Below are 13,425 nucleotides of genomic sequence, written 5' to 3'. Positions count from 1 at the left end.
AATACTCAGGAACACGACCATGACAAAAATTCTGATGATTGAAGATGATTTTATGATTGCAGAATCCACTATGACTTTATTGCGCTTTCATCAATATGAAGTGGAATGGGTAAATAATGGTTTGGATGGTATAAAACAACTCACCAACAATGAATTTGACTTAGTATTGCTTGATCTCGGTTTACCCATGATGGATGGTATGCAAGTACTCAAACAAATTCGTCAGCGAACCACGTTGCCTGTGTTGATTATTTCTGCGCGAGATCAACTACAAAATCGTGTAGATGGTTTAAATTCAGGGGCAGATGACTACCTGATTAAACCCTATGAATTTGATGAGCTTATTGCACGAATTCAAGCTTTATTACGCCGTGTTGGTGGCACTCTACAACAAGTAAATAGTGACTGTGTATTAAAAAATGGTGATGTTGAACTTGATGTTGAACAACATATTGCCAAACTAAAAGGTGAAGAGGTTGAGCTTTCAAACCGTGAATGGGCGATTTTAGTTCCACTAATGACACATCCCAATAAAATCTTTTCCAAAGCTAATTTGGAAGATAAATTATATGATTTTGACAATGAAGTCAGTAGTAATACCATTGAAGTCTATGTACACCATATTCGTTCTAAATTGGGTAAAGATATTATTAGAACCATCCGTGGTTTGGGCTATCGTTTAGGTCAGGCAAGAGGTGTTTAAGTGTTGCCAAGACATTATTCACTGAAAAAGAGGCTGATAGGGTTTACTTCAGCGTTTTGCATCCTGTTGGGATGCATTCTTGTTTTTACTGCATATAAAAGTGCGCTTCATGAAATTGATGAAATTTTGGATGCGCAGATGGAATATCTTGCAGAGCGTGTCGCTGTGGATGCTCGACCAATTCAAAGCCATTTCAATACTCATAAGCGTTACCAAGAAGAAGATTTATTTGTGGATGTTTGGGAATATGCCAAACAAAGTCATTTAACGCATGAACATCACATATTAGTAGAACCGAAGCAAAAAGCAGGTTTTTATACGCAGCATGCAGCAAGTGGTATGTGGCGGACGTATGTCATTCCAACTGACAAATATCAAATCCAAGTGAGTCAGCAGGAATCGGTACGTCAGCATTTGGCAATAGAGTTGGCGGGAACTATGTTCTTGCCTTATTTGTTAATTACACCATTTGCTTTGTTCGGCTTAGCGTTGGTTATTCGTCGTGGATTGAAACCTTTAGATGATTTTAAAGATGAATTATCACAGCGGAATTCTACTTCGTTAGAGGCGATACAACAGCAGAACTATCCTGAAGAGCTGCTACCAACCATCAATGAAATGAATCATTTATTTGAACGGATTTCTCAGTCACAACAAGAACAGCGGCAATTTGTCGCAGATGCAGCACATGAGTTGCGCACGCCTATTACAGCTTTAAATTTGCAAACTCAAATCTTACTTAGTCAATTTCCTGAAGAAAATAATTTGCATAATTTGAGTAAAGGTTTGGCACGAATGCAACATTTGGTCACGCAGTTACTTACGCTTGCAAAACAAGATGGTTCGCTTAGCGTGCAATCACAGCCGATGGCTTTAAAGTTGAATGATGTTGCTTTGAATTGTGTTGAGCAGTTAATGAATTTGGCAATGGAAAAAGAAATAGACTTGGGCTTTGAGCGTAACGATCCTATACATATGATCAGTATTGAGCAAAGTATTCATTCTATTGTGTTTAACCTGATTGATAATGCAATTAAGTACACACCGTCATCAGGCATAATTAATATTTCAGTGTTTCAAGATACATCTGGTATGGCATGTATTCAAATTGAAGATAGTGGTCCTGGTATTGATCCTGCATTGTATGATCAAGTGCGTAAGCGTTTTTATCGTGTGCATCATCACTTAGAAGTCGGAAGTGGTTTAGGACTGTCTATTGTTGATAAAGCCATTCAGCATTTGGGCGGGGAGTTAATTTTATCTAAAAGTGCAGATTTAGGTGGATTAAGTAGTTTGGTAAAACTACCCATGAAATATGAATTTCACTAAAAAAATGATAAATCAGGATAGTTGAAGTGGTTTATTGTCAACATTGAGTCATTGAAGTGAAATCAACATGGACAATAAAATCAATCTTTGAAGTACTTTTTTGTTATAGAGTGAATACATCAGTCATCTGAAGGTAGAGCTGATATATCTTTTGATAAGGTAGATTGCTTTTGTTGCTCAAAGAATTTATAGAAGTATGCATACAAAGCGGTGTTAAAACACAGAATAATCCAACCTGTCCATAAGTTGTGACTTAAAAAATGTGCACCACGCATCATTTGTCCCCAACCCATCATAAAACCAAGCAGTAGCCCAGCAATAAGGTAAAACCATGCACGTTTAGGCTGAACTAGGCGAAAGACAAAAAAACCTGTGATGAGGGCAAAACCTGTACTGGCATGACCACCCGGAAAGCAATGACCGTGTGTTGCAGTAAAGTTCCAAATAAAACCTGTTGCCGTTTGCTCGGTCATGTCCCAAGGACAAGCATGTGCAGATTGGGATTTTAAAATACCAATGAGTGCAGTGGACAAGATGCTGACCACAAACATATAGCCATATAGCCAGCGTTGAGGTCTGAGCTTTTCGATCTTAAAGGAAGCCAACCATAGAACGAAGAATGAAAGATAAACAGCAATCAGTAGTTGTTTAAAAACTTTATGATTAAGATGAACGAGGTACCAATTATTGCGTTCAGTAAAATGACCGAATTGATCTATCCAAGGTTGTATTAATGCAAGATCGATTTTTCCATAAATAGGAAAAACATAAATCAAAATAGCTAAACTAAAGATCAGAATAGCGCTGATTCGAAGCATAAATTTTTTGAAATCGAAGGGCATGGTTTAGGTTCTTTTTTAGATTTTAGAATTATTCAGTGAGTTGCTTAATCAAAGCTTAAAAGCTAGCGTATTCTATAATAGTACTTAGTGATACTCTGAAATTTATACTCAAATATAGAACAAAATATTCAATAGAAAACAGCATATTCTTGTGAACATGCTGTCAGCTAAAAACTTAAAAAAAGACTTTAAACGTATGATTTAAAACATCGCATCTTCAGAGTTGGCAGAAATTTTATGAATAGATAAATCTGCGCCTCGGAATTCTTCTTCTTGTGTTAAGCGAATACCCATGGTCATTTTTAATATTCCATATACGACAAAACCGCCTATAAGTGCCACGATAATGGCAAACATCGTACCCAATAATTGTGACCACAGTGAAACACCACCTAGCCCTCCCATCCATTGTTGACCGAAGATTCCAACTGCAATACCGCCAAATGCACCACAAACACCATGTAATGGCCAAACACCCAAAACATCATCAATTTTGAGTTTATTTTGAGTGTAAGTGAAGAGTTTTACAAAGAGAAAGCCTGCAATTGCACCAATGAATAGTGCAGCAACAGGATGTACAATGTCAGACCCCGCGCAGATGGCAACTAAGCCTGCAAGTGGACCATTATGTAAGAAACCAGGATCTTCTTTACCAAAGAAGTTAGCTGAAATTGTACCGCCAACCATTGCCATGAGTGAGTTAATTGCAACAAGCCCTGAAATAGCATCTAAACGTTGTGCGCTCATGACATTAAAGCCAAACCAACCGACTATTAAGATCCATGAACCAAGTGCAAGAAATGGAATAGATGATGGTGGATGTGCGCTGACACGACCATCTTTTTTATACCGTCCATGACGCGCACCGAGTAAAAGTACGGCGACAAGGGCAATCCATCCTCCCATTGCATGCACCACAACTGAGCCTGCAAAATCATGGAAACCTGCACCGAATGTGGCTTCTAACCATTTTTGAATGCCAAAGTTACCATTCCATGCAATACCTTCAAAAAATGGATAAATTAGCGCAACTAAAAATAAAGTCGCAATTGCCTGTGTTTTCATTTTGGCACGTTCAGCAATTCCGCCTGAAATAATCGCAGGAATTGCTGCAGCAAAAGTCAGTAGGAAGAAACATCGCATGAGGTTATAACCATGTTCGGCAGCAAGTTGTGAACCTGCATGAAAAAAATGCTGACCATAAGCAATATAATAACCGACAAAAAAGTAGGCGATGGCTGAAATAGAAAAGTCGGTCAAAATTTTACTGAGTGCATTGACCTGATTTTTATGGCGAACAGTCCCGAGTTCAAGGAAAGCAAAACCTGCATGCATTGCAAGCACAAGAATTGCACCAAGGAGGAGAAAGAGTAAGTCTGTATTTTGCATAGATGATTCTTTTTAGTGCTATATGTCACAATTCGGTTCAAGTATAACGATCTAAAACAGAACAGGAATACTTTTGCTGTAGGGAAAAATTGATTAAATCATTCAAAATATGATCAAGACTCGATATAAAGCGAGTCATGCACTGTTTTGGTGTTTTAGTATTAATTTGGTGCAAAGTTAGTTTTATAAATATTTTAATTTATTGATATTTAATGTTATTTGAGAATTAATTTTTTCCATTTAGTTTATTATTGCATGTTGTAAAACTACAAAAATGATTCAAGTTAAATAAAAGGGCATAGAATAATTTAAAATGTAGGCTTAAATAGTCGTGATAAATTTTTAAACTTAATGGCTTTGTTACATAAAACGCCAAAAATCAAAATGATTCCAAACTACTCAAATTTAAGTGACAACTTGGATATAAGGTCGACCTAATTCTGTAATTTTATTTATTACTGGTAGGAGTGCATGAATTTTTTAGTTGGCTATGGAATTTCCTAGTGCTGAGTTTATCGTTCAATAAATAAATAAATAAATAAATAAATAAATAAATAAATAAATAAATAAATAAATGAATAAATGAATAAATGAATAAATGAATAAATGAATAAATGAATAAATGAATAAATGAATAAATGAATAAATGTAAAGAAGTCGATCCCTACATTCTGATAGAAAATTGAATATCAATATGCTTTTGTCCTTTGCAAAGGGTGGAATATCTGGTGCTGTCCATTTCAAACCACATTATTGAATAAGCGCTGAACAAGCCCTAAAACAATATATAAGGAGCATCTAAATAGAGATTTGATCATGAGGTAGCAATAAATAACAGTATCGGAATATATTTAATTTCGACCTTATTGACTTTGTCGTGGTACATACCATTAAGTAGTAGAGTTAAAGCAAAATAGATGTTTCCTCAACGAACTAATTTGGCGAAGTATACTGTTTATATAACAGGAGTAATTGATTGTATGATAGGTTTTAGCCTTATTCATTCGGTGATTTTATCTGCATAATGATGCTCTGTTTTTTCAATAATCATTGAGGTAAATTGCAGAATATAATTGGCATGCTGCATGAGTTTTTCTTGTGAGGCTTGCCATTGATCTTTTACAGCATGTTTTAAAAACTGAGATAAAATTTCTTCAGAATGAAATAACTCAAAAGCCAATTGATTCACTTGCTCATCATAAATATTACTATGTACAAAAATATGTAATTCCTTGGCAAAAACAGGAATTAATTTTAAGTATTCAGATTCTAGACTGTGAATTGCATTCATTTCATGTTGATTTTGAAACTTTTCTAAAAATATTTGGGTGCTATTACGAAGTTGATACAGTGTTGGAAGTAATGTAATTAAAAACTTTTGTTTTTGATTCTCCTCAACTTGTTGTTCATCTCTATGTTGTTTTCGGTCAAAGTAAAGTGGAATTGCTACAGCAACAAAAATAGCGATGACTGAGCCAATGGCTTGTACCCATGCTGCGAGTTCTTGATTGAAAATTAAATTAGCTTCCGTTAAAGGCATATTTTTCCTCTATTTTTATCGCTTTAGAGTAAGTCTAGGATGAATTTAGCCTTTTAGATAGGACATAAAATACCGTTATATAGCTTCTTTCAAAGTCTAATTTTTAAAATGGCGAGCTTCTATATGCTTTTGTTGGGTAAAAATTGCTACACTTTAGAACGTTTTATTTTTCATTTTTGTTATGTCTTTTGATCTAAAAATTAGTCTTTTACCAGATGTTGTATTGGCATCGCCACAGCATAAAAAGTTGCAACGTTTAATTGAACAAATTGAACAACAAAAGCTGGATTTAGCCATGTGGCAGAATATGCAACACGAAATTCAAAGTTATATGCACCAAAAACTATTCCCGATTTATACTGAATTACATGGCACGTTATTTTCGCAACTTGAACAATTATGGATATATTTACAACAACAGGACTTTTCTAAGGCTGATTTAGAACAGCTCGATGCCAAATTACAATCATTGGCTAAAACACTCAAGAAATCACCAAGTATAAATACTGAAAAAATGAATTTAGTAGATGAAGTTCATCATTTTTATCAGCAAGATCGTATGTATAGTCAAAATAAAAAGCAGAGTAAAAAACAGAAAAAATCATCGGAAATAAGTTCTCAAAACATTAATTCTTCTGAGCAAATGGAGTCTGAAAATATAGATTCAAGTTTTGAACATATTGAGTTTGAAGATTGGAATACTGAGCAATACGAGCAACAACGTGAAGAGCATCAACGCAAACGTTTAGCGCAAAAACGTGCACAAGCTGAAAAGTTGGCAGAGCAGTCTCTAAAAACCGTGTATTTAAAAATTACTGCGATGATTCACCCCGACCGTGAACCTGATGAAGCTAAAAAAGTTGAAAAAACTGAATTACTTCAAGTGGTGAATGACGCATATACGCAACAGGATTTATTTTATTTGTTGAAAATGCAATTACAGCTTGAAACCAATAAGGGTTTAAATCCTAAAGCTTTAAGTGATGAGCATATGAAGTTTTATAAAATGGCGTTGGAAGCGCAAAGTCAGCGTTTAGCGAGTCAGATTGATGATATTACCGATGCTTTTCATTGGAGTGAAAAGCCGAAGCCTAAAAATATGCAAGTCAAAGATGTGTATAAAGTGATAGATGCTGATGTGATGACTTTAAAAGAACAAGTGAAATGGGAAAAAGAGCGTTTGAAATATATGGGGAAGGTGAAAGGGTTGGAGATGTTATTCGGGAATGAGGCTTTGTGATAATAATTTGAAAAATAATGGATATTTAGGCTTGAAAAATAAAATTTAGAGCCAATATGTTTAGATAATTATTAAAAATAAAGAGACTACTTTGAAACATTATTATCAACTAATATTTATGGGAGCAATTGATCATCGATTACTTCCTAAAGTTAAAGATGTATTTTTTGAAAGAATTGATGAGTTAGGAATTGATAGAGCATTCTTTAAAATTATTGATAGAAATAATTTTGGAGAAGAATATACAGATGCTAATCCAGCATTTTGTATTTATATGGGAAAAAAAGCTGAGAATGTTTTTCTAGATGAAGAGATCATTAATAAATTGGTAAAAGATGCAACTTTATTGTTACCTTTGATTGATGAAGATTTGTCTCAGTTTAATAATTTAGTACCAAAAGCTATTCAAAACTATAATGGGTTAAGTTTATTAAACTTACCGATGGATTTGGCTGTTGAAAAAGTTGTAAACAATGCATTGGAGGCTTTTAATTTACTCAAGTCAAAACGACGTGCATTTGTAAGTTATAAGCGAACTGATTCAACAGGTGTTGCAATACAGTTATACGAATATCTTGAGCAACATAACTTTGATGTATTTCTAGATAGTCATTCAATTCGAAAATCTGAATCATTCCAAGACGAGTTATTGCAAAGAATGATTGATAGTGATGTAGTTGTATTGCTTAGTACAGAAAATTACTTGAAAAGTGAGTGGACACAAAAAGAACTAAGTGAGGCAAATCTTGCCTCTATTGGTTTAGTTCAAATTGTATGGCCTGAGTATACAGTTATACAAGGAGCACAATTATCAGAAGTATTAAAACTTGAAGCTTCTGATTTTATTGATAATGTCTTTAATGATAAGAATGCAAGGTTAAAAGATGGCAGTTTAATAAAAATTGTCCAATTTACTGAAGCTTTAAGAGCACGAACTTTAGCTTCTCGCCAAGATAAGCTTATTTCCACATTTATGCATTATGCTGAAAAATCAAAAGTTACAGCAACACTTTCAAGTCATAAGTTTATTGAACTTGAAAAAGATGGTGGAAAATCAATAGTTGTTCCTGCGATTGGTATGCCGAAAGCGTTAAATTGTGAAGAGTCAGAATCCTTGATTCAAAAAATTTATGAAGAAAAAGGAAAGTTAGATAAAATTTTTATCTTATATGATGAAATTCATATTCGAGATATTTGGTTACATCATTTAAATTGGCTAAATAAATATTTACCTGTGAAGACTAAAGAAATTGGTGGGGTATCTAAATGGTTAGCGAATTAAAAAAAATATTTTTGTCCGCAAGTATTCCATTAGCAGAAAGAGATACAAAATATTTTGATACTGCGGACAATACTGCTATACGTGATGCTGTGATTGCTTTAGCTAGAATAGTTTTACTGAAAGCAGAATTAGTGTGGGGAGGGCATCCATCTATTACGCCTTTAATTAAATTGGTCTTAGAAAAGCAACAGTTAAAAGTTGAAGACCGCGTCACGCTATATCAGTCTAATTTTTTTGCGAAATTTTTTCCGCCTGAAAATGAATATGTAGAAAAAATTATTCGTACAGATGCTTTAGCAGACAAAATTTCTAGTTTGCAACTAATGCGTCATAAAATGATCGTCGAAAATGATTTTTGTGCAGCTATTTTTATTGGTGGTATGGAAGGGGTGGAAGATGAATATAAATTATTCAAAGAATCTCATCCTCATGTACCAGTATTTCCAATAGCTTCAACAGGTGCAGCTTCACGAATTTTATATGTTGAAGAAAATTTTAAAAATGAAAGATTATTAACGGATTTTTGCTATTTACCATTATTTGATGAATTATTTGAGGAGATTTTAGGTGGGGAATAAAATTTTTATTTCATATAAATATACTGATTCAAGCGTACAAAAGCTGAATTCTACTTCATGTTGGGAACAAACGACTCCTAGACATTATGTGGATATCATCCAACAAAAACTTTTGCCGAAATATGGACATATTAATAAAGGTGAAAATGATGGAGAGTCTTTAGCAAATTTTAAGGAATCAACGATTTATTCTAAATTAGCAGATAAAATTTTTGATAGTTCTATTACTATTGTTCTTATTTCTCCAAATATGAAAGTTTCTTATCCCTTTGAAAAAGATCAATGGATTCCATGGGAAATTTCTTACTCGCTAAGAACTAAGAATAGACAAGAAAATCGTAGTAATCCAAATGCAATACTAGCTGTAGTTTTGCCTGATATTAATGGAAATTATAATTATGCAAACGGCTATAATTTTGGTTTTGAGATTATTCGACTAAATAAGAATAATGCAAAACCTCTTTTTTTAAACTACGGTTCGAGTTCCGATTATATTGTAACTTGTACATGGGCCCAATTTTTAAGTCAATTTGATGCTTGGATTGATAAGGCACTAACAAACCGTAGTAATGTAGCTAAATATAATTTAAGAGTTAATTTTTAGTTGATTGTATTCGTGTATTAGGATGAGTTACCATCCTAATACATTATGTTTTCATTACCAAAATAGTCATAAAATAATTGGTTATTTATTGTTGCATTATTAAGTGCCGAACCTAAATTTCCTTTTTCTATTGTTGGATAAAGATTTAAGTATTCCTGTCCTTTATATATTTCATTTGAGTTATTTCTAATGACTAAAATTCCTAATTTTTCAGATTTATAGCCATCAAAGTAACCTAATTCCCAAGGCATCCATTTTGAAGATTTTGCATTATCAGAGTCTACATATACTAAAAACTTAGATTGTTTCATCCTTTTTCTGAGTTGCTCAGCTGTGTGCTTATTAACATTAGTACGGTCTAATTCAGGATCATCAACCCAATCAATATAAACACTGTATCTGCTGTCTTCTATAAATCTTTTAATACCTAAAATCAAAATTTTATCTTTGGAAGAGTGTGAAAGAAAAATATCAAAAGTATTTTTTTGATTTTGTTGTTTTATAGTTTCATTAAAATAGCTTTCCATACTTATGTTAAAACGAGAAGTTTCATTTTCAGCATAAACCTTCATTTCATTTAATGTAAAAAAACGCATAAAAAATCCCCTCGAGTTTGAGGGGATTTTAGCTTTATATTTAAACGTTTAGCAACACCTTAAAGCGCCGCAATCTGCTCCATATTCGCTTTAATCTTCGCTAACTGATCAGCAAATTCAGCAAGTTTTACTTTCTCGCCTTCAACTACCGCAGCAGGTGCTTTCGCCACAAAACCTTCATTGCCAAGTTTAGAGGCAATTTGATCATGTTGCTTTTGAACCTTGTCGAAGTCTTTTTGCAAACGACCAAGTTCCGCTTTAGGATCAATTAAACCTTTCATTGGCACAAATACAGATACATGACCAACGACAGAAGACGAAGACAATGGCGGTTGTTCACCATCAGCCAAGAAAGTAATGCTTTCAACTTTCGCCAAAGCTTTGAACAATGGTTCAATACGTGAGATCTGCGCTTTTTCTGCTTCAGTCGTGTTCTGTAAAAGAACAGGCAATAAACGTGCATTACCTAAGCCCATTTCACCACGAATATTACGTACAGCACCAATCAAACCTTGAAGCCATTGCATATCTGCTTCAGCTTGTTCATTTACACGCTCAGGGTTGGCAACAGGGTACTGTGCCAGCATGATGGTTTCAGCAGTAATGCCAAGTTTAGGCGCAAGCGTTTGCCAAATTTCTTCAGTCAAATACGGCATGATTGGATGTGCAAGACGTAAAGATGCTTCCATTACCGCAAGCAGAACACGACGAACTTCTGCTTTACGTTCAGTTGAAACATTTTCATCATTTAGAACAGGCTTAGTCAGCTCAACATACCAGTCACAGTATTCATTCCAAATGAACTCATAAATTGCTTGTGCGGCTAAATCTAAACGATATGTTGCAAATGCTTGTTGCACCGCAGCTTCCGCTTTTTGTAAACGGCTCACAATCCATTGCTCAGGCAATTCCCAAAGGTCTTGACGTTCTGATTGACCAATCACTTGCTCTTCACAGTTCATCATCACGAAACGAGTTGCGTTCCAGATTTTGTTGGCAAAGTTACGGTAACCTTCAACACGTTTCATATCGAACTTGATGTCACGACCTGTATTGGCAAGTGCACAGAAAGTGAAACGAACAGCGTCTGTACCGTAAGCTTGAATACCTTCTGGGAATTCTTTACGAGTAGACTTCTCAATCTTCGCTGCTTGTTTCGGATTCATCAAACCTGTAGTACGTTTTTGTACCAAAGTTTCAAGGTCAACACCATCAATCAAATCTAATGGGTCAAGCACGTTGCCTTTAGATTTAGACATTTTCTGACCTTCGCCATCACGGACTAAACCATGTACATACACCGTTTTAAACGGAACTTGAGGTGTACCATCGGCATTCTTCATGAAATGCATGGTCATCATAATCATTCGGGCAACCCAGAAGAAAATGATGTCAAAACCAGTGACTAGAACGTCAGTTGGGTGGAAAGTATTTAAGAAATAGTTTTCCGCATCTTTCTTCGCATCACCAGTCCAACCTAAAGTTGAGAATGTCCAAAGACCCGATGAGAACCATGTATCAAGTACATCTTCATCTTGATCCAGTTGAACATCAGCAGGGATGCCATTCTTTTCACGTACTTCTTCTTCAGAACGACCTACATAAATGTTGCCATCTACGTCATACCATGCAGGGATACGGTGACCCCACCACAATTGACGAGAGATACACCAGTCTTGAATGTTGTTCATCCATGCCATGTACATATTGCTGTATTGCTCAGGCACAAATTTAATGTCGCCATCTTTAACAGCTTTAATTGCAGGCTCAGCAAGTGGCGCAATTTTCACATACCATTGGTCTGTTAAAAGTGGCTCAACAATTACGCCTGAACGGTCACCACGAGGTGGTTTAAGCGTATACGGTTGAATTTGATCTAACCAACCTTCAGCTTCCGCTTGTTCAACCAATTTTTTACGTGCAGCAAAACGCTCAAGACCCACATATTCAGTAGGCGCTGTGATGGTTTTAGAAATTTGTTCACCAGCTTTGGCAATAAACTCAAACTCAGCCAAAATTTCAGCATTTTTATTGAAAATGTTGATGATTGGGAGTTCGTTACGTTTACCCACTTCATAGTCATTGAAGTCATGTGCAGGGGTGATTTTTACACAGCCTGTACCGAATTCTTTATCAACATATTCATCTTTAATGATCGCAACAGCACGACCTGTAATTGGTAAAATAATATTTTTGCCAACAAGATCTGCATAACGCTCATCATCCAATGCGACTGCAACAGCGGTATCACCGAGTAATGTTTCAGGACGAGTTGTTGCTACAACGATGTAATCTTTACCATCATGTGTACGAACAGTTTTATCTTCAAAGAAATATTTAAAGTGCCAAAGCGAGCCTTGTTCTTCTTTATCTGACTCAACCTCTAAGTCAGACAGTGCAGTTTGTAATTTTGGATCCCAGTTAACGAGGCGTTTACCACGGTAGATTAAGCCATCTTCGTGTAATTTAACGAAAACTTCTTTTACAGCATTCGATAAACCTTCATCCATCGTAAAGCGTTCGCGAGACCAATCTACAGATGAACCTAAACGACGAATTTGGTTAGTAATATTTCCGCCAGATTGTTCCTTCCATTCCCATACTTTTTCGATGAACTTTTCACGACCTAAGTCATGACGGCTGACACCTTGCGCACCCAACTGACGCTCTACAACCATTTGCGTTGCAATACCCGCGTGATCTGTACCCGGTTGCCATAAAGTATTTTTACCTGACATGCGGTTATAACGCGTAAGGGCATCCATAATGGCATTGTTAAAGCCATGACCCATGTGCAAGTTACCTGTGACGTTTGGTGGTGGAATCATGATACAAAATGATTCGCCTTTTTCAGACGGTTTGAAGTAGCCACGCTCTTCCCAAGTTTGGTACCATTTTTTTTCGATCTCAGTTGGATCGTAAGTCGTAGAGATGTTTTGCGCTGAATCAGTCATAGCTCGAAAATTTTTAAATAGAATAAAAAATTAGATCCATTGTAGCAAAAAAATTCCATCTTTGTTGCTTCCTGTACATGCTGAAATACTGTGTTTTTGAGACTATTCTGTTGAATGCAATGAATAAAACAAGCATGAAGAATGATTATTCATGTCAATTGTTTTAGGTAGGGCAAATAAATAGCTTTTGTGAATGTAATTGTTTTAGAAAAAATAGTCAGCTTTACAAATATATAGAAATAACTATTTGATTAAAAAAATAAAACATAGAAAATAATATTTGAAATGGACGGTACTTAAAGACAATGTTGTTACACATTCGCTTTGTTAAGATGCATGGACTGCCCCAATAATGAAAATAATGGAAG

At 35.1% G+C, this 13,425-nt stretch carries 11 protein-coding genes and 1 pseudogene; 6 read left to right on the top strand and 6 right to left on the bottom strand.

What is annotated here, in order from left to right:
- Nucleotides 1-19 precede the first annotated feature (19 nt).
- Both ACK2M2_RS05685 and ACK2M2_RS05680 read left to right on the top strand, forming a co-directional pair.
- Nucleotides 20-703 (top strand): response regulator transcription factor, encoded by a 684-nt coding sequence (locus ACK2M2_RS05685; protein ID WP_409511268.1) that lies wholly within the window; start codon nucleotides 20-22, stop codon nucleotides 701-703.
- Between the two features lie 3 nt (nucleotides 704-706).
- Entirely contained in the window at nucleotides 707-2,032 is a 1,326-nt protein-coding gene (locus tag ACK2M2_RS05680; protein ID WP_419346642.1) for an ATP-binding protein, read from the top strand.
- A 119-nt stretch (nucleotides 2,033-2,151) separates the two neighbouring features.
- Here ACK2M2_RS05680 and ACK2M2_RS05675 read toward each other — a convergent pair whose 3' ends face one another.
- The 4 genes and pseudogenes from ACK2M2_RS05675 to ACK2M2_RS05660 form a co-directional block, all read right to left on the bottom strand.
- Nucleotides 2,152-2,874, bottom strand: a complete 723-nt coding sequence (locus tag ACK2M2_RS05675; protein WP_419346520.1) for a phosphatase PAP2 family protein — start codon at nucleotides 2,872-2,874, stop codon at nucleotides 2,152-2,154.
- 201 nt (nucleotides 2,875-3,075) lie between these two features.
- Nucleotides 3,076-4,263, bottom strand: a complete 1,188-nt coding sequence (locus ACK2M2_RS05670) for an ammonium transporter (protein WP_409511266.1) — start codon at nucleotides 4,261-4,263, stop codon at nucleotides 3,076-3,078.
- A 676-nt stretch (nucleotides 4,264-4,939) separates the two neighbouring features.
- Nucleotides 4,940-5,111: pseudogene (locus ACK2M2_RS05665) on the bottom strand (transposase); the annotation flags it as partial.
- Nucleotides 5,112-5,263: 152 nt separating this feature from the next.
- The gene (locus tag ACK2M2_RS05660; RefSeq protein WP_419346519.1) at nucleotides 5,264-5,803 is read right to left on the bottom strand and encodes a hypothetical protein; all 540 of its coding nucleotides are present in this window, start codon (nucleotides 5,801-5,803) and stop codon (nucleotides 5,264-5,266) included.
- 181 nt (nucleotides 5,804-5,984) lie between these two features.
- Between ACK2M2_RS05660 and ACK2M2_RS05655 the strand changes: the two genes are divergently transcribed.
- From ACK2M2_RS05655 to ACK2M2_RS05640, 4 genes are all read left to right on the top strand, one after another.
- Nucleotides 5,985-7,043: a molecular chaperone DnaJ gene (locus tag ACK2M2_RS05655; RefSeq protein ID WP_419346517.1), complete on the top strand. Its 1,059-nt coding sequence runs from the start codon at nucleotides 5,985-5,987 to the stop codon at nucleotides 7,041-7,043.
- A 91-nt stretch (nucleotides 7,044-7,134) separates the two neighbouring features.
- Entirely contained in the window at nucleotides 7,135-8,325 is a 1,191-nt protein-coding gene (locus ACK2M2_RS05650) for a toll/interleukin-1 receptor domain-containing protein (protein ID WP_419346515.1), read from the top strand.
- Complete coding sequence (locus ACK2M2_RS05645) at nucleotides 8,310-8,903, top strand: hypothetical protein (protein WP_419346514.1); 594 nt, start codon at nucleotides 8,310-8,312, stop codon at nucleotides 8,901-8,903. Before ACK2M2_RS05650 ends, ACK2M2_RS05645 begins: the two co-directional genes overlap by 16 nt.
- A complete protein-coding gene (locus ACK2M2_RS05640; RefSeq protein WP_419346513.1) occupies nucleotides 8,893-9,507 on the top strand; it encodes a TIR domain-containing protein in 615 nt (204 codons plus the stop codon). The genes ACK2M2_RS05645 and ACK2M2_RS05640 overlap by 11 nt, the downstream gene beginning before the upstream one ends.
- Before the next feature lie 35 nt (nucleotides 9,508-9,542).
- On the opposite strand, the gene ACK2M2_RS05635 is transcribed toward ACK2M2_RS05640, so the two are convergent.
- A complete protein-coding gene (locus ACK2M2_RS05635) occupies nucleotides 9,543-10,103 on the bottom strand; it encodes a toll/interleukin-1 receptor domain-containing protein (protein ID WP_419346512.1) in 561 nt (186 codons plus the stop codon).
- 59 nt (nucleotides 10,104-10,162) lie between these two features.
- Nucleotides 10,163-13,057, bottom strand: a complete 2,895-nt coding sequence (locus tag ACK2M2_RS05630) for a valine--tRNA ligase (protein WP_419346510.1) — start codon at nucleotides 13,055-13,057, stop codon at nucleotides 10,163-10,165.
- Nucleotides 13,058-13,425 lie beyond the last annotated feature (368 nt).

Origin of the sequence: Acinetobacter sp. TY1 (genome assembly GCF_048551395.1) — a bacterium.
Taxonomy (GTDB): Bacteria; Pseudomonadota; Gammaproteobacteria; order Pseudomonadales; family Moraxellaceae; genus Acinetobacter.
Note: the sequence above shows the minus strand (reverse complement) of the source record. Positions and strands in the feature narration are given on the sequence as shown.